The sequence below is a fragment of the Terriglobales bacterium genome, assembly GCA_035651995.1.
Taxonomy (GTDB): Bacteria; Acidobacteriota; Terriglobia; order Terriglobales; family Acidobacteriaceae; genus DASRER01.
In genome coordinates, this window is record DASRER010000006.1 from 71054 (window position 1) to 90805 (window position 19752).

General features: G+C 66.1%; 17 protein-coding genes and 1 tRNA gene. 9 read left to right on the forward strand and 9 right to left on the reverse strand.

Going from position 1 to position 19752, the window contains the following annotated elements; translation table 11 throughout:
* Positions 1 to 125: 125 nt before the first annotated feature.
* Positions 126 to 3215 carry an efflux RND transporter permease subunit gene (locus VFA60_03265; protein HZQ90791.1) on the reverse strand — a complete coding sequence of 1030 codons (3090 nt, stop codon included), beginning with the start codon at positions 3213 to 3215 and terminating at the stop codon, positions 126 to 128.
* The gene (locus VFA60_03270) at positions 3212 to 4267 is read right to left on the reverse strand and encodes an efflux RND transporter periplasmic adaptor subunit (protein HZQ90792.1); all 1056 of its coding nucleotides are present in this window, start codon (positions 4265 to 4267) and stop codon (positions 3212 to 3214) included. The genes VFA60_03265 and VFA60_03270 overlap by 4 nt, the downstream gene beginning before the upstream one ends.
* A gap of 759 nt (positions 4268 to 5026) precedes the next feature.
* Here VFA60_03270 and VFA60_03275 point away from each other — a divergent pair.
* On the forward strand, positions 5027 to 5353 hold the full coding sequence (locus tag VFA60_03275) for an SMR family transporter (protein HZQ90793.1): 327 nt from the start codon (positions 5027 to 5029) through the stop codon (positions 5351 to 5353).
* Positions 5354 to 5428: 75 nt separating this feature from the next.
* On the opposite strand, the gene VFA60_03280 is transcribed toward VFA60_03275, so the two are convergent.
* The 4 genes from VFA60_03280 to VFA60_03295 form a co-directional block, all read right to left on the reverse strand.
* Positions 5429 to 6169, reverse strand: a complete 741-nt coding sequence (locus VFA60_03280; GenBank protein HZQ90794.1) for a tryptophan 2,3-dioxygenase family protein — start codon at positions 6167 to 6169, stop codon at positions 5429 to 5431.
* A gap of 17 nt (positions 6170 to 6186) precedes the next feature.
* Positions 6187 to 6891 carry an ABC transporter ATP-binding protein gene (locus VFA60_03285; protein HZQ90795.1) on the reverse strand — a complete coding sequence of 235 codons (705 nt, stop codon included), beginning with the start codon at positions 6889 to 6891 and terminating at the stop codon, positions 6187 to 6189.
* A 193-nt stretch (positions 6892 to 7084) separates the two neighbouring features.
* A complete protein-coding gene (locus VFA60_03290; protein ID HZQ90796.1) occupies positions 7085 to 7528 on the reverse strand; it encodes a response regulator in 444 nt (147 codons plus the stop codon).
* A 427-nt stretch (positions 7529 to 7955) separates the two neighbouring features.
* The gene (locus tag VFA60_03295; protein ID HZQ90797.1) at positions 7956 to 8861 is read right to left on the reverse strand and encodes a PhzF family phenazine biosynthesis protein; all 906 of its coding nucleotides are present in this window, start codon (positions 8859 to 8861) and stop codon (positions 7956 to 7958) included.
* 276 nt (positions 8862 to 9137) lie between these two features.
* On the opposite strand from VFA60_03295, the gene VFA60_03300 reads away from it, so the two are divergent.
* Positions 9138 to 9797 carry a peroxiredoxin gene (locus tag VFA60_03300; GenBank protein HZQ90798.1) on the forward strand — a complete coding sequence of 220 codons (660 nt, stop codon included), beginning with the start codon at positions 9138 to 9140 and terminating at the stop codon, positions 9795 to 9797.
* An 829-nt stretch (positions 9798 to 10626) separates the two neighbouring features.
* Here the strand turns inward: VFA60_03300 and VFA60_03305 are convergent.
* The gene (locus VFA60_03305; GenBank protein ID HZQ90799.1) at positions 10627 to 11487 is read right to left on the reverse strand and encodes an Ivy family c-type lysozyme inhibitor; all 861 of its coding nucleotides are present in this window, start codon (positions 11485 to 11487) and stop codon (positions 10627 to 10629) included.
* Positions 11488 to 11607: 120 nt separating this feature from the next.
* On the opposite strand from VFA60_03305, the gene VFA60_03310 reads away from it, so the two are divergent.
* From VFA60_03310 to VFA60_03330, 5 genes are all read left to right on the forward strand, one after another.
* A tRNA-Sec gene (locus VFA60_03310) sits at positions 11608 to 11706 on the forward strand.
* A 280-nt stretch (positions 11707 to 11986) separates the two neighbouring features.
* Positions 11987 to 12982 (forward strand): LysM peptidoglycan-binding domain-containing protein, encoded by a 996-nt coding sequence (locus VFA60_03315; GenBank protein ID HZQ90800.1) that lies wholly within the window; start codon positions 11987 to 11989, stop codon positions 12980 to 12982.
* 51 nt (positions 12983 to 13033) lie between these two features.
* The gene (locus VFA60_03320) at positions 13034 to 13708 is read left to right on the forward strand and encodes an alpha/beta family hydrolase (protein ID HZQ90801.1); all 675 of its coding nucleotides are present in this window, start codon (positions 13034 to 13036) and stop codon (positions 13706 to 13708) included.
* A 48-nt stretch (positions 13709 to 13756) separates the two neighbouring features.
* A complete protein-coding gene (locus VFA60_03325) occupies positions 13757 to 14113 on the forward strand; it encodes an OB-fold nucleic acid binding domain-containing protein (GenBank protein HZQ90802.1) in 357 nt (118 codons plus the stop codon).
* 5 nt (positions 14114 to 14118) lie between these two features.
* Positions 14119 to 16146: an alpha/beta hydrolase domain-containing protein gene (locus VFA60_03330; GenBank protein ID HZQ90803.1), complete on the forward strand. Its 2028-nt coding sequence runs from the start codon at positions 14119 to 14121 to the stop codon at positions 16144 to 16146.
* A gap of 75 nt (positions 16147 to 16221) precedes the next feature.
* On the opposite strand, the gene VFA60_03335 is transcribed toward VFA60_03330, so the two are convergent.
* Together VFA60_03335 and VFA60_03340 are read right to left on the reverse strand one after the other, a co-directional pair.
* Complete coding sequence (locus tag VFA60_03335) at positions 16222 to 17862, reverse strand: HAMP domain-containing sensor histidine kinase (protein ID HZQ90804.1); 1641 nt, start codon at positions 17860 to 17862, stop codon at positions 16222 to 16224.
* A 255-nt stretch (positions 17863 to 18117) separates the two neighbouring features.
* Positions 18118 to 18285: a hypothetical protein gene (locus VFA60_03340; protein HZQ90805.1), complete on the reverse strand. Its 168-nt coding sequence runs from the start codon at positions 18283 to 18285 to the stop codon at positions 18118 to 18120.
* Between the two features lie 41 nt (positions 18286 to 18326).
* Between VFA60_03340 and VFA60_03345 the strand changes: the two genes are divergently transcribed.
* Together VFA60_03345 and VFA60_03350 are read left to right on the forward strand one after the other, a co-directional pair.
* The gene (locus VFA60_03345; GenBank protein HZQ90806.1) at positions 18327 to 18713 is read left to right on the forward strand and encodes a hypothetical protein; all 387 of its coding nucleotides are present in this window, start codon (positions 18327 to 18329) and stop codon (positions 18711 to 18713) included.
* A gap of 244 nt (positions 18714 to 18957) precedes the next feature.
* Entirely contained in the window at positions 18958 to 19668 is a 711-nt protein-coding gene (locus VFA60_03350; protein ID HZQ90807.1) for a hypothetical protein, read from the forward strand.
* The last annotated feature ends 84 nt before the right edge of the window (positions 19669 to 19752 follow it).

Below are 19752 nucleotides of genomic sequence, written 5' to 3' on the forward strand. Positions count from 1 at the left end.
AACGCGCACACCAGGGCCCGACCGATGCCACGCGGACTCTGGAACCGGCACTTTTTCGGGAAACTGGACGTCGATGCGGCAGCCGGCAGCGCGCGAAACTGGAAACGAAGAACGGGGAACGGCCTTTACGCCGCCGTGAACTGTTTCTCCGGCTCCTTCACGCCCCGCCTGCGCCACCGGCCCTGCAGCCGGTCCAGGTACACGTAGTACACCGGCGTGATGTAGAGGGTGATCAGTTGTGAGAGCAGCAGCCCGCCGACCACCGCCAGTCCCAGCCCGCGACGCGATCCCGAGCCCGCGCCCCAGCCCACCGCAATCGGCAGAATGCCCATCAGCGCCGCGAACGTCGTCATCATGATCGGCCGGAAGCGCACGATGGCGCCCTGAAAGATGGACTCCTCCGGCGTCTCGCCCTTGTTGCGCTCGTTCTCCAGCGCGAAGTCGATCATCATGATGGCGTTCTTTTTCACGATGCCGACCAGCATGATGACGCCCACGAACGAGTACAGGTTCAGCTCCTCGCGGAACAGCAGCAGCGTGGCCAGCGCGCCCACGCCCGCCGACGGCAGGCCCGACAGGATCGTCAGCGGATGAATGAAGCTCTCATACAGAATCCCGAGCACGATGTAGATCACCAGGATCGCCGCCAGCAGCAACAGTCCCATGTTCGAGAACGACTGCTGGAAGGCCTGCGCCGTGCCCTGGAAGCTGCGCGTGATGTTGGCCGGCAGCGTCTTGTTGGCCGCGTCTTCCACCGCCCTGGCCGCCGTGCCCAGCGACGCACCCGGACGCAGGTTGAAGCTCAGCGTCACTGCCGGCAGCTGTCCCAGGTGGTTCACCGTCAGCGGCCCCACGCTCGGCCCGACCGACGCCACCGTATCCAGCGGGACCAGCCGGTTGTCGTTGGCGCGCACATACAGCATCGAGAGTGACTTGGGATCGTTCTGGTACGGCGGCGCCAGCTCCAGGATCACGTAGTACTCGTTGTTCGGCGTGTACATCGTGCTCACCTGCCGCTGCCCGTACGCGGAGTAGAGCGCGTCCGACACCTGTTGCGCCGTCAGCCCGAGCGCGTACGCCTTGTCGCGGTCCACCTTCACCGCCAGTTGCGGGTTGTGCAGTTGCAGGTCGCTGCTCACGTCCTGGATCTGCGGGATTTTGCGCAGCTCGGCTTCCAGCCTGGGCGCCTGCTCGTAAAGCTGCTTCGTGTCGGGCGCTTGCAGCGTGTATTGGTACTGCGAATTGGCGATGCGTCCGCCCACGTTGATGGTCGGCGGAACCTGCAGGAACACGCGCACGTCAGGCACCGCCGCCAGCTTCCTGCGCAGCTGCTGGATCACCTGGTCGGCGCTCATGTGGTTCGGGCGGTCTTTCACCTCCTTCAAATGCATGAAGACGCGCCCCTGGTTCACCGGCGTGCCGTACGACGTCATGGTGTAGAGCACGTTCGGGTCCTGCTGCGTGATCTCGGCAATCTTTTGCAGATTGGCGCCCATGCGCTCGAACCCGATCCCCTCCGGCCCCTGAACAAACCCGAACAGCAGCCCCGCGTCTTCGTTGGGGATGAATCCCGTCTGCACGCTCTGGAACAGGAAGAACGTGAGCCCGATGACGGCGAAGCTCACCAGCAGCGTGGCCATCTTGTGGCGCAGCACCGTGCGCAGCGAGCTTTCGTAAAAGCCCAGGGCCCGGTCGAACACGCGCTCGGTGGCGTTGTAGAAACGCCCGTGCCGCTCCTCGCGCGGCGGGCGCAGGAAGCGGCTGCACAGCATCGGCGTCATCGTCAGCGAAACGAAGCCGGACACCAGGATCGCCGACGTGATCACCACCGCGAACTCGTGCAGCAGCCGCCCAATGATCCCGCTCATGAACAGGATGGGGATGAACACCGCCGCCAGCGACAGCGTCATCGAGAGGATGGTGAATCCGATCTCGCCCGCGCCGTCCAGCGACGCCTCGAGCGGTGACTTGCCCATCTCCATGTGCCGGACAATGTTTTCCAGCACCACGATGGCGTCGTCCACCACGAACCCGACTGCCAGCGTGAGCGACATCAGCGACAGGTTGTCCACCGTGTAGCCCAGCAGATACATCACCGGGAATGTCCCGATGATGGACATCGGCAGCGCGAGGCTGGGAATGATCGTGGCCGAAATGTTGCGCAGGAACAGGAAGATGACCAGCACCACCAGCGCGATCGCCAGCAGCAGCGTGAACTTCACGTCGCTCACGCTCTGCCGGATGGAAAGCGAACGGTCGTACAGCACGTTCACGCTGATGGAGCGCGGAATCGTCTGCTCCAGGCCGGGCAGGATCTTCCTGATCGCATCCACGATCTCCACCGTGTTCGTGCCCGGCTGCTTCTGGATGGCGATCACCACCGCCCGCTGCCCGTTGAAGGCGCTGCGCGAGTACTTGTCCTGCACGTCGTCATAGACCTGGCCGAGATCGCCCAGCCGCACCGGCGATCCGTTGCGGTAGGCCACAATCAGCGGCCGGAACGCCGCCGCGTTCAGCAGTTGCCCGTTCGATTCCAGCGTGTAGCTCGCCTCCGGCGCGTAGATGCTGCCCACCGGCAGGTTCGTGTTGCCGCTCTGGATTGCCGCCGACACTTCGTCCATCCCGATCTGCCGCGACGCCAGCTGGTTCGGGTCCACCGCCACGCGCACCGCGTACTTGGCCGCGCCGAACACCTGCACCTGCGCCACGCCGGGCACCATCGAGAGGCGCTGGCCGATGGTCGTCTCGGCGGCGGCGTCGACCGCGTAGATCGGCATCGCGCTCGAGGTCAGCGCCAGATAAAGGATCGGCTGGTCCGACGGGTTGACCTTGCGGAACGTCGGCGGGGTCGGCATGTTCGGCGGCAGTTGCCCGCCGGCCGCCGCGATCGCCGATTGCACGTCCACCGCCGCGCCGTCCAAATCACGCGAGAGATCGAATTGAATCGTGATGCTGGTCGAGCCCAGCTGGCTCGTCGACGTGATCTGGCTCACGCCCGCGATGGTGGTGAACTGCCGCTCCAGCGGCGTCGCCACTGAGGCGGCCATCGTCTCCGGACTCGCGCCCGGCAGCGCCGCGCTCACCTGGATGGTGGGGAAGTCAACGTTCGGCAGGTCGCTGACCGGCAGCACCCGGTAGGCGAACACACCGAACACGATGATCGCCGCCATGACCAGCGTGGTCATGATCGGGCGCTTGATGAAGAGAGACGTCACTGGCTGTCCCCGGGACCCCCGCCGGCTTCAGCGCCCGGAGACGTTGCTTCCGGACCAGGTTGCAGGGGGACCGTGCGCGCCACCTGGACTTTCCCATTCGGCGCCACCTTGATCTGGCCCTCCACGATCACCGGCTCGCCCGGCTGCACTCCTTTTTCGATCACGGCCAGTTGCCGGTACGTGCGCGACGTCTGCACTGGACGCATCTGCGCCGTGCCGTCGCTCTGCACCACGTACACGTACTTGCCCTGCGTGCCCGTCTGCACCGCGGCCGCCGGCACCACGACCGCATTGGCATCGGTCCCGAGCCTGACCTGCACCCGCGAGAACTGGCCCGGCCACAGCCGCCGGTCACGGTTCGCGAACGTCGCCATCAGCTTGATCGTGCCCGTCGCCGGGTCCACGCCGTTGTCAATGAAGGTCAGCATGCCCTCCGACGGTCTGGGATCGTTCTGCGGGAAGGCATACACCGGCACTTTGCCCACGCCGCGCGCCCGCACCGCCGCCAGCTGCGACTCGGGAATGCTGAACAGCACGTAGATGGGCCGAATCTGGTTCAGCGTGGTCAGCGCGCTGGTGTCGTTGGCTTTTACCAGGTTGCCCAGGTTCACCAGGATCGCGCCGGCGCGCGCGTCAATCGGCGCTTTGATGTCGGTGTAACCCAGGTTCACGCGCGCCTGCTCCACCGCCGCCTTGTCCGCCTGCACTGCGGCTGCGCTCGAGCGCGCGATCGCTTCCTGCTGCTGCAGCAGTTGCGGCGCAATCACTCCCGCCTGCGCCAGCGCGCGGTCGCGCTCCGCCTCGGCCTGGTTGTACGAAGCCGTCGCTTCGTCCTGCGCCAGCCTGCCCTCGGCCTGGTGCAGGGCTGCTTCAAAAGGACGCTTGTCGAGCTGGAACAGCAGCTGTCCCGCTTTTACGTCGTCACCCTGCTCGAGCAGAACCCGCACGATCTGCCCGTCCACCATGGACTTCACCTGCACGCTGCGGTACGGCTGCGCGTTGCCGATCGCTTCAATCTCAATGGGAACCGCAAGCTTTCCGGCTGGCGACACGGTTACCGAAGGCGCCTGCGCCTGAGCGTTGGGCGCGGCATTCGCCTTTTCCTGGCGGCTGCAGCCGGAACTCGTAAGCAGGAAACTACAAGCCGCTCCCGCTGCAATCAGGACGAGGAAGGTTTGCGAAAAAGGCCTGAAAAAATACCGCTTCAACAAGACGCCCATGCGTCCCGCCCCATTCAACGGGCGCTATGAATGCGAAAAACTTCTCCGCCAGTAAAAACCCTGCTGCGCGAGAAATCACTCGCCATAGGTTCGCTCGCCGTGCTTGTCACAAAGTTCACCCTGTTTGGATGTCCGCAATGGACGATGGTTTGCAGCCGGCCGGCGTTCCCGTCAAGAGGGCAGCTTCCTGCCGGCGATTCCCGGCATTCGCCCGGCGTCGCCAGCTATGCGTGTTGCGACACATTCCCCGCCTCGCTGCCCGCCGCGCGCCCCGCAGGGCAGCTGCCCCCATCCCGGTGCGGCCTTTTAATTCATTGTCCGCCAAGCACTTGGGGCCGAAGCCCGGAGGCATCCGGAGGCATCTAATGGGAGTAGAACGGAGCGACGCCATGCAAGCGGCATTCATCCCGTCTACCCTCAAATTCACCCGACTGCGCGTCTTCCCGGACCATTAATTCCCCTTCCGGACTGAGCACCATGGGTGTTTGAAAGGATCTGAAACAGGCGACCCGCGTCGGGGCCCACGTGCCGGGTGTGTCTTGGGAGCCGTGTCGCCGCAGGACTTTGCGCAATGTAGAAGAAGAAGGCCTTATGCCGTGGTTTTATCTGATGTTCGCCATTTCACTGGACGTGATCGGTACGGTGTTCCTCAAGCTCTCGCACGGGCTCGAGCGCCTGGTGCCGACGGTTCTGATGTTCCTGTTTTATGCGGCCAGCATGGTGCCGCTCTCGCTGGCGTGCAAGTCGCTGCCCATCAGCCTGGTCTATGCCATGTGGTCGGCGCTGGGGACGGTGCTGGTCTTCCTGATCGGAATGATATGGTTCCGCGAACCGGCCAGCCTCATGAAGATCGGCTCGCTCGTGCTGATTGTGGTGGGCCTGATCGCGCTCAACCTGAGCACCGTGCGCGCTCAGTAAGAACGAATGCGCTGTTGGCCCTTAGCTCTTGGCTTTTGGCTAAGAGCCAAGAGCCAATGGCCAAGAGCGGTTGTCCTACCCGTGCCCAGTCGTTTCCTTCTGCATCTGGGCATTCATCTTCGCGGTAATCTCATTGCGCACGTCCCATAGCGGCTTATAGAAGACGTGTTCCTGCCGCTGGCGCAGCACCTCCACCGGCGTTCCCATGGTGCCAATCACGCCGCCGCCAATGATCCTTTGCGCCAGCTTCAGGTGGTGATACCGGAACAGCTGCATGCGCTCGTCGAAGTCGAGCATGCGCTCGGCCACGTCGTGCAGCGCGAAGAATTCGGCGTGCCGCCGATACAGGTCGTGCACACTCAGTCCTGCGGCGTGCAACTGCTCGAAGAAGACGTCGCCCAGCCGCGGTCCAATGTGCAGCAGGGCAGAGAAGCCCGGTGAATCGAGGCCGCTGCCGTGCCCGAGGCCGGCGCGAATGATGTGGTAGTCGTACGGGGTAATTGTCTCCAGCACGTGCAGGAGCCCGATCGGGAAGTCCAGCATCTGGTTGGCGCGCCGCAGCAGGCGCGCCGCGTTCAGCGCGTCGCCCGCGTGCAGCAGGTCGCGGGCGCGGCCGACCTCGAATGCCGCTCCCTTCAGCAGCAGCTCCGACGCCTGGTGCACCACCTGAAACGTCAGCTCGTCCGGATGCGCCAGCTGCTCCACCGTCTTCTGCAGCGCCAGCAGTTCGTCGGTGCGCAGATAGCGCTCGTAATCGGAGGCAGCCGTTCCCGGCAGAATCGGCTTGGTCACGTCCGGCTTGGTCATGTCCGTCATTGCTTGCCCTCTCGCGCCTATTTCTCGGTCCACTGCGGGTCATCCTGGGGCGGGACCATATGGCCGTCGCGCATGTGGATGATCACGTCGCCGTAGCGCGCCGCCTCAGGATTGTGGGTGATCATCAGTACGGTCTGCCCCAGCTCCTGGTTCGACTGCCGCAGCATGTTCAGCACCGCCGCCGAGTTCTCCGAATCCAGGTTGCCGGTGGGCTCGTCGGCCAGCACGATCGCCGGCTTGTTGATCAGCGCGCGCGCCAGCGCCACCCGCTGCTGCTCACCGCCGCTCAGCTCCGATGGACGATGATTCAGCCGTGCACGTATCCCCAGCAAGTCCACGATCCGGTCGAAGTGCTTCTCGTCTGCGTCATCGGTTCCGCTGATGCTCCGCGCGATGCGGATGTTGCTGGCCGCGTCCAGCGTGGGCAGCAGGTTGAACTTCTGGAAGACGAACCCGATCTTGCGCCGTCGCAGCCGGGTGCGCTCGGCATCGCCCATCGCGGCGAAGTCGGCGCCATCCACCAGCACGTGGCCGGAATCCGCCCGCGCCAGCCCGCCGAGGACGTAGAAAAGGGTGGACTTGCCCGAGCCACTCGGCCCCACGATGCTCACAAAGTGTCCTGCTTCCACCTCGAGCGAGATGCCGCGCAGCGCCGGCACGCCGACCTTGCCGATCCGGTACGTCTTCACCACGTCTTTGGCGATGATGATGGGCGGCGCCATGTCGTTGCGGCAGCGAACGCGCAAACGCTTGAGTTTACACGAAGGCAAAGGCTTACCGCGGATGTACGCGGAGAACGCGGATTTGGCAAATCGCTCCTGGTCGCTGGCTCTTGGCTGAGCGCAAAAGCGAAAAGCCGAAAGCCAAGAGCGCTCTTGCAATCCGCGCCATCCGCGTTCATCCGCGGTAAGGTTTTCAGGAAGCGGCCACCGAGACGCCGCGCACCGGCTGAACCGCCAGCGCTTCCACTGCCGGACGCACCAGCTTCTTGGGCCCGCGTTTGCGGACCAGCAGCAGCCGGATGCGCTCCAGCAGCTCAGACGGAGCGACCATGCCCTTGGGCAGGAAGACGTCGCCCGGCATATCGCTGTCGAAAGCGGCAATCTTGCCGGAGAAGAGAATTGCGGGGGTTGAGGGGGAGAGCTGTTTGATCTGTTCCACCAGCTGGCGGCCGTCCACGTCGGGCATGATCACATCGCTCAGCACCAGGTCCACGCCGCCGCGATGAAAGTGTTCCAGCGCTTCGCGGCCGCTGGTGCACGGCACCACGCGGTAGCCGCGCGTCTCGAGCATGATTTTTCGGATGGAGAGCGACTGTTCGTTGTCGTCGACGCAGAGAATCGTCTTCTTGGGTCGCATGTCTGTCCCGGTCCCCGACGCAGCTGCCGGGCGCGTTCGCCAGAGCGGGGCCACGCGCTTGCGGCTTGAACTTTGCTTTCCTGATTTTTCAGAAAAGGCGGTTCGAAAAAACGTTCGCGCATACTACGGCCCGGAACCTGAAATGTAAAGTGCCGCGCGCATTAACCCGGTGAAATTGTGTTGGATTTTTCGCGACGCAAGTTTTCGCAGACGAATCCAGCTTTTCTGGATTCGTCCATGCTGCGCGCGCGGTGCAGCTTCCACGCGCGTTCACAGCCGTTCACAGCTTTTCAACATTGCAGGCAGGTAACACAGTGATTACGTGCCCGGAGTTGGTTCGCTGCCCTCCGCGCCGACGCGCGCTGCAACCGACCGCCGCCGTGCGCGCCTTCGCGCACAGGCGCCGCGCTCCGCGAGGGATGGCGCGCTAGAGCACCACTTCGCCCCGCAGGATCTCCACCACGTTTCCTCCCACGCGCACATTGGTCACCGCATCGCCCGACTTGCTGGCACGAACGTGGAGGAAGCCCGGCCGCCCGATCTCCAGTCCCTGCGCGATGAGCGCCGGTTCATCGGGCGCGGCGACGCCGTGCTTCACCATCCACGCGGCGCAGCATCCCGCCGCCGAGCCCGTCGCCGGGTCCTCGCCGTTGTAGAAGATCATCCGGGCATGGACCCTGGCTTTCGCCGCTTCGCCGTCGAACCCGCTGACGTCGAGCGTCACGAAGTAGAAGAACTTGGCATCGCTGCGCTCCAGGTACGACGCGGCGTGGGCGAAGCTGAACTTCCAGTTGCGCAGTGTTTCGCGCCGGCGGATGGGGACGATCGCAAAGACCAGGCCGGTGGAAACCGTCTGGATGGGCAAGTCAGGATCGAGATCGCCGAGTTCGAGCCCGGCAGCCCGCGCCACTTCTTCGCGCGAGTGCACCCTGCCGAACTCGGCATCGCGCTGGCGCATCTCGCCGAACAGGCGGCCGTCGCGCCGGCTGAAGGCGACCGGCACTTTGCCCACGTTCAGGCGCAGGTCAATCTGGTCTGCCGTGCCGCCGCGCTCCTGCCGCAGCAGCCACGCCGTGCCCAGGGTGGGATGCCCGGCGAACGGCAGCTCTTCCTGCACCGTGAAGATGCGCACGCGCACGCCCTGGCGCGCCTCCGCCCCGCGATCGCCGGGCAGGACAAAGGTGGTTTCGGCCAGGTTCATCTCGCGCGCGAGCTGCTGCATCTCGCGGTCGGAGAGCCCGCGCCCGTCGGTGAATACCGCCAGCGGGTTTCCCTCCAGCTTGCGCGCGGTGAAAACGTCGAGCTGCACGAACGGATACTTGCGCTCTGCCATTCGCTCCTCCTCCAGAGAGCAGTTTGGACGCGGGCGGCGCGCCGCGCGATTGAAACTTTTTCATGCCAGGTTGCTGCCCGCCACCGGCCGGGGCTGGCAAGAATCTTCGCAGCCGGCTGGGCTGCGCCGGCATCTGGAAACCAGCGGCCGGCAGTGTTGACCGTCCAAGCGCCGGCTGCGTATCCTAACCGGATAATCTCAGACCAGCGGCGAGCGTTGTCCATGTTGGCTCGAATCCAGCCGCGATGGTCGTGATTGGAAGAGGGAAGATTCGTCATGGCATTGAAGATCAACGACACCGCACCAGACTTTGTGGCGGAAACCACTGAAGGTCCCATCCGCTTCCACGACTGGATCGGCAACGGCTGGGCCGTGCTGTTCTCGCATCCCAAGGACTTCACGCCCGTCTGCTCCACCGAACTGGGCTACATGGCCAAGCTGAAGCCGGAGTTCGACAAGCGCAACGTCAAGATCCTCGGCCTGTCCGTGGACCCGGTGGACGACCACAAGCGCTGGGCCGACGACATCAAGGCGATCACCGGCACCGCGCCCAACTATCCGCTGATCGGCGACAAAGACCTGAAGATCGCCAAGGCGTACGAGATGCTGCCCGCCGAAGCGGGCGACACGTGCGCCGGACGCACCCCGGCCGACAACGCCACCGTGCGCAACGTGTTCGTGGTGGGTCCGGACAAGAAGATCAAGCTGATCCTGGTCTACCCGATGACCACGGGGCGCAACTTCGACGAGATCCTGCGCGTCATCGACGCCATGCAGCTCACCGCCAAGCACCAGGTTGCCACGCCGGTGAACTGGAAGCCGGGCGATGACGTGATCATTGTTCCCGCCGTCTCCGACGAAGACGCGAAGAAGAAGTATCCCGAAGGGTGGAAGGCCGCGCGGCCCTACGCGCGCTTCGTGAAGCAGCCGAAGTAAGGCAGTACCGAGTACTGAGTTGATGTGGCGCCGGCCCCAGGCCCGCGCCATTTTTTTTTGCGCGAGGCGATTTCCACATGGCCCCCTTCCCCCTCCCCGCGATCCTGATTCTGCAATCACTTGGCGGGGGGATCCTCGCAAGATCGTGAGAGCCGGAGGTTTAAGACCGAGGTCTTAAACGCTTTGCTTTCAGCGGCGCCTGCGCAACGTGTTCAGCCGGCGAACCTTAGATTCGCGATCTTGAAAAGGCGGGAGTTAGCGGCGCAACGCGTTCGATTTTCAAAGAACAAAGGCCCAGCCGGGTCGATCGCGCCTGGCAACAGGGGGAAGCGAGCCGGCTGGGCTGCTATTTCCAGCTTAGCAAATTGAGGAGGGCGAATGGGAAGGTGCGGCGAAAATTTAGTGCGCGGCGAATGAACGAGTTGGAGTGCTTGTTGCGTTGTTCGGGGCTTGACAAGATTCTGAGCAGCCGGCGAAGCCGGCGGCAGTTTGGTAGCCCACAGCGTGAGCTGCGGGCAGGCTGGGCATTTGGGGGAGCTCGCGAAGCGAGCGGCAGGAATGCTGCTAACCGGGTTCGTGCCGCCCGCTGCGCGGGCTCTTTTCTCGACGCCAGGAACCCACAGCATACGCTGTGGGCTACTAATGTTTCGCTAGCTTCGCCAGCTGCGCGTCGCTCTATTAATGTTTCGCTCGCTGCCGCCAAGCTCTTCGTTGCGGGGAAAAAGACAGGGCCCAGGGCGACTCCCGCAGATGACTGTCGTCACCAGCGGGCTTACGTGTTTTTGCGAGCCGGTTTCGCCGGGCTAAAGCCCGACGCTTCCACCGAGGGTCACTGTCCCTGCCGCCACTGCTGCCGCCACAATTTTTCGATCTCGATGGCCAGCAGCATCGGCGGACGCCCGATCAGCATGTCGCGCCGCCCGGAAAAAACCTTGCCGTACACCACGCCGAGCGGCTCGTGGTAGAGGATGAGCACGTTGTTGTCGGCGCAGTCGTGGTTCTTGCAGGCGCCGGCGAGGATGTACTCCTTGCCCGCGACCACCACCTTGCGGTTCTGCGGACTGGGCCCATCGAGCTGGGCCAGCCACGGCACGCGGGTCAGCGGGCCGAGCGCGCGGTAGTAGGCCGCCTTCGCTTTGCGATCCTGGAGCAGACCGGGCGCGGTGAGCTGGTCGAGGGCGTACCTGGGCGCCGGACCGCGCGATGGCGCCGCGCCGGAAGCGCCAGGCGTGCTCGCAGAGTTTGCGTCCTTCGTTGCGCCGCCCAACGCAGTCGCCGATGCTCGGCATCGCCGATACTTCAGCGCCAGGTTGGCGCGTCCGACTGCCGCCTGCACGGGGCGGTCGCCGTCGAGCTTGATGTAATCGCCGGCCCGGTCAACATAAACGATGGCGATCATCTGCGCGTTGTCCGGCATGTCGCCCTGAAACGCGACTTTGTAGTTCTCCGGCGCGCTGTTGCCGAAGTACGAGTACGACGCCTGCACGTTGTTCGACGCCACGCGGTTGTTGCCGGCGATGAACACCAGCGCGCTGTCGAACACGGTGATGCGCGGCGAGCTGTTGTTGCGGCAGTCGGAGAGATACGTTCCACCGAACAGCCGCATGGTCTCGCGGTCCAGGCGCTCCTGCGCGCCGGCCGCGAGCGCGCCCATCAGCAGGCACGCCGCCGCGGCGGCCCATCGCCTCATGCTTTGACTCCGGCCCATGGACTCCCCTTCTTTGGCCTTGCGAAAAAACCGAGCTGCGAGCGTCATCCTGAAAACGGGAAGAATGAAAGTGCTATAAAAATAAGGTTGCACAGCCGGCACGGAAGCGCATGTGGTCCGGTGATCATCCCGGTCTTCAAAACCGGCGCTCGGCGCCTTCGTGGTGTCGAGGGTGGGTTCGACTCCCACTCGCTTCCGCCACAGCTGCGCCGGTCCCTCGCGATCGCTCGGGACTTGGCCTGCGGGCCCCCCGCTGCTGCGCTCACGCCCGCAAAGCGGCCCAGGTTCGACTACCGCTTGCTTCCGCCAAGCTCCGATCCCGGCGGTGTCCCGTAGCGGGAACCAGGGTCCCGCCCTCCCGCAACAAAATTCTGGCAAAAATCGGGCGCCCGAGGTAGATTTCTTGCCGCAAGCCGGCCCCCCAGCCCGGCCGTCGGCCCGGTAACGCTCGGCCCGTCGTCGAGATTTCCCGCAAGCAAAAATGCAACGTTCACTTACGCGAGCGCTGTGCGCCGGAACGGTTGTGCTGCTGTTCGGCTGCGCCCTGGCGGCAGGACAGAGCGAGAGCCTGGGTGACGTGGCGCGCCGTGAACGTGAGCGCCGGGCGCGCGCGGCGTCGCACCCGCGGGTGCTGACCAACGAAGACCTGCAACGGGAAAAAATTCTCGACGACGACGCGCGCGCGACGTTGGCGAATGATTCCAGCGCCGCGGCGCAGAAAATGCCCTCCCCGGCCGGAAGCGCGAGTGCACCCGCGGTCGTCATCGCGCCGGCCATGCCACAACCGGCGCAGGCGGCAGCGAGCGAAGCCCAGGCGCCGTGGAGCTTCTCGCTCGGTGAGTACGCTCGCCGTCTGCGCGAAGAGAAGGCGCGCGCACGTGAAGCGCACGCGCTCGCCGAGCGCAGCACCGGCCCGGGCGCGGCAACGCCCGCTTCGCGGGTGATGATCGCGCCGCGCACCGCGCCGCGTTCGCTGGCGGCAATCAGCGCCGGGCCGCGGAGCGCGCGGCGAAGAACGGAGCGATCGCCCCGGCGCGTTGGCGGCGCCGGCGACGAAGATCGAGTGCTGCGCGCGATGGGCACGAACTACACGCTGCGGCGCGGCGACTCGCTCTGGAAAGTTGCGCGCCTGCTTTTTCGCGACGCGCGATTGTGGAAGGAAATCTGGCGCGCCAACCCGCAGATCACGAATCCCAATCGCGTGCGCGCGGGAAGAACCGTTCGCCTGCCCGGCGAGCAAACTCTGGCGCGGGCCCGCGCCCGGCTCGCCGCGCCTCGCGTGGCACGCGTTTCCGGCCCGCGCAACCATCCTGCAGCCGCGGCCAGCGCATGGGGAGCGTCGCTGAAGTCCCGCCGCGGCGCAACGCCGCTTGCGGCACACGCCGCGGCCGTGGCCGGCCTGCCGGATGCCGCAGTTGCCGCGGTTTGCGACGGGCCGGCGTCCGCGTGCTCGGCGCAGCCGCCGTCGCGCAAGTAATTCCCCGCCGCCGGACTGGCGCGCCGCCCGCCGCGCGTGTAAAACCAGAGCGTGGCGGTCTCCACCACTTCCGCTTTTTCCGATGACGGGCGCTCGCCTGCGGTGCGCGGCGTGCTGCACGCGCCGGCATCGGCGAATGGCGCGGCGATCGCGCTCACGCACGGCGCCGGCGGCAATATGAACGCGCCGGTGCTGGTGGCGATGGCCGATGCGCTGGCCGCCGCCGGCTTCACGGCGCTGCGCTACCAGCTGCCGTATCGCCAGGCGCGGCCCACGGGACCGCCGCGTGTGGGAGACGCGGAGCGCGATCGCGACGGCATCGGCAACGCGCTCGCGTCGCTGCGCGCAGCCGGCGCGGAGCGCATCTTCGCCGGCGGGCACTCCTACGGCGGGCGCCAGACGACGATGCTGGCCGCCGACGAACCCGCACTTGCCGGAGGGCTGCTGTTGTTTACGTACCCGCTGCATCCGCCGGGACGCGCGGCGCAGTTGCGCACCGCGCACTTCCCGCAACTACGAACGCCCGCCATGTTCGTGCACGGCGAGCGCGACAACTTCGCCACCACGGCGGAGCTGGAGGCGGCGATCAAACTCATTGCGGCGCGCACAGCGATGGTTGAAGTCGCCGGCGCAGGGCACGATCTGCGTCCGCCAAAGCGCGCGGAGTCTCTCGAGGGCCTCGCCGCGCGCGTGGCGCGCGAGTTTGCCTCTTTTGTGGGCGCCTGATCGCCGCGGACCCCCAGAGCACGATATGATTTCCGGCGGAGGCGCCGCATGAAGAACACCGCTCTTGCGCGCAAGACGACAGCCCTGGCGCTGGTGGTGGCCGCCACGCTCGTGCTCGCCGCGTGTCCGCCGAGCGTGCGTATCGGCGACCTGGCGGCCGATCCGGGCCGCTACTACAACAAGGAAGTGTCGGTCTCCGGCACGGTGACGCAGTCGTACGGCGCGCTCGGCACCGGGGCCTACGAACTGGAGGACGGCAGCGGCAAGATCTGGGTCATCAGCGAGAACTACGGCACTCCGTCCAGGGGCGCGCGCGTGGGCGTGACCGGCAGCGTGATCCAGGGCGCGAGCTTTGGCGGACGCACGTTCGGCCTCGCGCTGCGCGAGACGCGGCGCCGCCACTGAACCGCATGAACCAGCGCTTGGCAGCGGCTGCGTGGCACTCCGCCGCGCTGCTCGCGATCGTGTGCCTGTTCGCCGGCGAGGGGCTGGCGCGCGTGCAGCGCGTCGAGATTACCCGCCGCGAAGATGTGCTCGGCGGCAAGCCGTGGGGCAACGCCGGCGCTTACGAAAAACTCGTCGGCCGCGTCTACTTCAGCGTGAAGCCGGAGAACGCGCACAACCGGCAGATCATCGACCTGCCGCGCGCCGACCGCAACGCCGCCGGCGAAGTGGAGTTCTCCTCCGACGTTTACATCCTGCGTCCGAAAGAATCGTCACGCGGCAACGGCGCGCTGCTGCTGGAGATTTCCAATCGCGGCGGCAAGGGGATTCTCGCCATCATGAACGGCGGACGCCCCGGGCCTGACCCGACCACCGAAGAGCAGTTCGGCGACGGGTTTCTCCTGCGCAACGGTTACACGGTCGCGTGGCTCGGCTGGCAGTGGGACGTTCGTGACGATCCCAGCCTGGTGCGTTTGTATGCGCCGGTGGCGCGCGGGCCGATGGGAGCGCATTTGCGCGGGCCGGTGCGCACCGACTTCACGCTGAACGAGGCGCGCGACGAGGCGCCGCTCGCGCACCTGGTGCGCAACATTGTCGGCGGCCAGGGATATGCGGCCGCCGATGCGGACAGTCCCTACGACGTGCTCACCGTGCGCGACGCGCCACTCGCCGCGCGCCAGCCGATCGAGCGCTCACGCTGGAAGTTCGCGCGCATGGCTGAAGGCAAGCTCACGCCCGATCGCCGCTCGATCCACCTCGACGGCGGCTTCCAGCCGGGAAAGATTTACGAACTCGTTTATTACGCCGAGGACCCGGTGGTCGCCGGACTGGGCCTGGCCGCGGTGCGCGACTTCGCCAGCTATGTGAAGAACGACAAGCAGGCGGTCGCGCCCGTCGCGCGCGCCTACACGGTTGGGATTTCGCAGAGTGGCCGCTTCCTGCGGCAATTTCTCTTCGACGATTTCAACGCCGACGAAGACGGCCGCCAGGTGTTCGACGGCATGATCTCGCACGTGGCCGGCGCGGGACGCGGCAGCTTCAACCACCGCTTCGCGCAACCTTCCCGCGACGGCCAGCCGATGAGCGCATTTTTCTTTCCCGTGGACATCCCGCCGTTCGCCACCACGGGGCCGTGCAAGGGTTGTACCGGACTGCTGGACCGCGCCGCTGGGTCGAACACGGCGCCGAAGATTTTTCTCAGCAACACGTCGTATGAGTACTGGAGCCGGGCAGCGTCGCTCATCCACACCAGCTACGACGCCAAGGGCGATCTCGCGCCCGACCCGCGGGTGCGCATCTACATGTTCGCCGGGCTGCAGCACGCCAGCGATCCGTTTCCGCCGCAGCGCACCGAAGGCCAGCAGCGCAACAACGCCAACCCGGTGCGCTTCTTCTGGCGCGCCATGCTCACGAACCTCGACGCGTGGGTCGCGCGCGGCGTGGAGCCGCCGCCGACCACGGTCCCGCGCGTCGCGGACGGTACGCTGGTCACGCTGGACAAGCTGAAGTTCCCGAAGATTCCCGGCATCAACGTTCCGCGCAGCACGAACCTCGGGTTCCAGCTCGATTTTGGCCCGCACTTCACCGAGGGAATCATCACGCAGGAGCCGCCGAAGGTCCTGGCGACGTTCGGCACGCTCGTGCCGCAGACCAACGCCGACGGCAACGACCTGGGCGGCGTCACACCACCGGAGCTGGCCGTCCCGTTGGCGACGTACACAGGCTGGAACCTCCGCTCGCCCCAGATCAGCGCGCCCGAGCAGCGCACCAGTTTTCTGGGATCGTATATTCCGTTCGCCAGGACTGCCGCCGAGCGCGCAGCCAACCACGATCCGCGCTTGTCGCTGGCGGAGCGCTATCCGAGTTATGACGATTACCAGCGGAAGTATCGGGCCGCGATCGAGAAGCTCATCCAGCAGCGCTTCCTGCTCAGAGAGGACTTGCCGGCGCTGATGGAGCGCGGCCAGGCCGAGTGGCAGGAAGCGATGAAGTAAGTTGCCAGTTGGCAGCCGCCAGAAGAACGCTGCCGGCTGCTAGCTGTTCGTAGCCGGTAGCCGGCAGCGCATGGCTTACGCCACCGCCTGTTCCCGCGGATTTTCCGGCAGAAAAATGGAAACGCACGTGCCGCCGTGCGCGCCTTTTGTCGCGCTGCGCACGCGGATGCGTCCGCCGTGTTTTTCCACCGCGGCGCGCACCACCCAGATTCCCAGTCCGCTGCCGCGCTCGGTGCGCAGCGGCGAGAACGGCGCGAGCAGGCGGTTCAGGCGGTCGCGCGCGATGCCCGGCCCGGTGTCGCGCAGAACAATGCGCACTCCCTTGCGCCGCGGATCGCGCCAGTCGCGCGACCGGTAAACGTGCACCCAGATGCAGTCGCCGTGCCGGGCGGCGCCGGTGGCATTGCGCAGCAGGTTGAGCAGCGCGTGATGCAGCTCCTGCTCGAAGCAGGCGATCTCGCAGCCGGGCATGAGCTTGCGCTGCACGCGCAGGCCGGCCTGGCGCATCGCGGGCCCGTGCTCCTCCAGGGCGCCGGCCACGAGACGAGAGACGTCGACCTGTGCGAGCGCGCCGGTCGGATACAGCCCGAGGAGCTGGCGCGATATGCGGGTCATGCGGGCCGCTTCCTCGCGCGCCACGTCGAGCAGCGTTTGTGAGCGCGGGTCGAGCCCGGGCGAGCGCGCCAGCAGCGCCAGGGCATAGGTGACGGCGGCGAGCGGATTGTTGATCTCGTGCGCCAGCGACGCCGCCAGTTTCGAGCTGGCGTCGGCGCGCTCCCGATCGCGCAGTTGCGCGCGCGATCGCTTCAGCGAACTGGCCATGTCGGCGAACACCTGGCCGAACTCGCGGATCTCCATGGGGCCGCCGCGCGGCACGGGCGAATCGAAATCGCCCGCCTGCAAAGCCAGAGCGCGCCGCCGAAGCTGCGCGATGGGCGTGGAGAACAGGCCGGCGACCACGTAAGCCAGCGCCAGCGCCGCCAAACCCCACAGCGCCGCCAGGCCCATGGAGACGCGGCGCAGTTGCGCGGTGCCGGCCAGCGCTTCCGCCTGCTCGATCTCGGCGATCAGGCAGCCGCCGATCTCGGGGAGGTCGAGCACGGTGCGCAGATGTCCGTCGCTGACCGGCGCGACATGGCACGAGGCGTTCGGCCGGGTGCTGTGCGGAGCAAACACCTGTCCGGTGGGGCTCACGAAGTCCACGTGCCCGCTGCGGCCCAGCCCGTAAGTGGAAAAGATCTGCTGGAGGTCGGCGCGGTAAAAACCCGCGAGCAGGCGGGTCCGGCCCTCCGCGTCGCGGGTGCGCAGCACATAGCCCACGCGGTGCTGGCTGGCGCTCGGCACGAATTGCAGGCCGGCGTCCGAATCGGCGAGCGTGGCCAGCCAGCGGGCGCAGCCTCCCGCGCCGATGCGCAGCCGCCCCGGCGTGACCAGCAGCGCGCAAATTGCGTCGCTGTTGCGCACGTATTCGGCCAGGGACTCGCGCACGCATTGCGTGTTCAGCGCGCCGCTGGCGCCGCAGTTGCTCTCGGCGCTTTCCAGCGTGTGACGCACCTGGTCGCGCTCGCGCGTGAGACGATCGAAAAGCAACTGCCTGCGGCCCTCTGCTGCAAGCGACAACATTTGCCGGGTGTGCTCGTTGGCCGCGGCCCGCGACAGCCGATAGTCCACCATGCCGACCAGCGCGCAGGCGGATGCCGCCACCGCGACCAGCACAAGAGTCAGTTGTACCCGGATCGACGGGCTGGGTACTCGCATAGCAGGCAGACGTGCGCCCTTGATCTTTCCCTGGAGGAGGCCGAAGCACTCGTCTCAATGCATGAAACCAGCCACGTCTGCGGCGCCAGAACCGCAGCACATTGAAGGAGATGCGCGCCTGTGCAAAATGTGAGCGCGCGGGAGCGGGGAAATTCCTGCTCGCAATCGGAAGGATTTGCCGTCCAGCGCGGGCGGGAGGAAGAAACCGCCCGGTTACTCCTGCTCCAGTAGTTTTCCCAGTGTCGGCTTGTGCTTTTCTTCCTTCGGACGCCGCCGCGACCGCGCCACGCGCGTGGGCCGGGGCGAGCCGATATGTTCGCGCGCGGCGGCCTTCACCGCGTCTGCTGCGCGAAATGGTTTTTGTTTTTTGCGTCGCGCCATGCCGGCATCCGCCGAGCGCGATTATGCAATAATCGAAGCGCATGGCGCTCGAGGAAAAAGACCTCTACGTGGAACGCGAGCAGAAGAAGCCGGCGCGGCTGGCGTGTCCGCACTGCCGCCTGGAAGACGACTACGAGCTCGCCTGGCTGGTGCGTAACAAGAAGCCGCAGCTGCCGCCGCAGGCCGACGAGCGCGACCGCGCCAGGTTTGCCAAAGCCCGCAACTACATGTTGCGCCGTGACGACGTGGTGGTGTGCAAGAACGTGCGCTGCCGCAAGCGCTTTGAAGTTTCCGGCGTGCAGTCGGTGGTGTTCTTTGACGCAACGCCGGTCCCCACGCACATCGAAGTGCCCGAGCCGGAACCGGAGAAACCGAAGGAAGATCCGCGCGTTGCCGCCATGCGCAACGCCTTCCGCAAGCGCTACTAGGGGGCTTGGCAGGCTTTTCCCGGCGTGAGTAGTTTCTTCCAGTAATCAAAGCGTAATCGGTGCGCCTATCCTGCTGGCCCGCAGCAACTTACACCGGCCGTCTTCTGGAACCCAAGCTGCTCTCCTTAAGCCTGCTTGCGGCGGTCGGCAACTAGCCCCCTGGCGCCGTCGCCACAAGCTTTGGCAGACAAGCCCTGGCGGATTCTCGCGGTCCGCCGGGGTTCGTAATCAAGGAGACGAACCTATGAGGAGAGCAGTACTGGGCATCGCAACAGCGGCGTTTGCCCTCGCCGCCACACTTTCCGCGGCGGCGCAGTTGGGCGTGGGCGGCACGGTTGGCGCGGCAGCGCAGGGCACCGCGCAGCGCGGCACCAGCGGTCTGGGCAGCACGCTGGGCGGCACAGTGAATTCGACCGTGGGGGCCGCAGGCGCTGAGGTTACCACCGCCACCGAAACCAGCACGCGGGCAACGCGCGGCGCGCACGATGCGACCGCCGGCGCCACGTCGGAAACTTCCGCCGAGGCAAAGAAGACGTCGCGCCACGGCAAGAAGAGCAAGAACGGCGCCGACACCATGGCGCAGAGCACGGCACAGAGCACAATCCAGGGCGCCGCTCAGACCGCCACGCAGAGCACGTCAGAGACTGCCAAGTCCGCCGATCAGCCGGCAAAGCCGGAAGACAAGAAGCCGGGCGGCGCTGAAGTGGGCGCCGAATCAAGCACCGGCGCGGGCGTCTCGGTGGGCAGCGGCGCGGCTGATGTGAATGCCGCCAGCGCAACTTCCACCAGCACCGACGTGAAGGCGAACGGACCGGGAGCGAGCGTCTCCTCCGGCGCTGACAGCCAGACTTCAGTGCAGGGGTCTTCTTCCCGCATGAACCACTCGCGCCAACACAAAAAGTCCGACAAGAAGCCGGAGAGCAAGCCGGCGACGGAGGACAACCCCAAGCAGTAATACCGATTTTGAACCCACTGCGGCGTGCGCCACCCACCCACGCTCGCGGCGCCTGATGCCCAGCGCGGCCTTCAAACGGGTCCC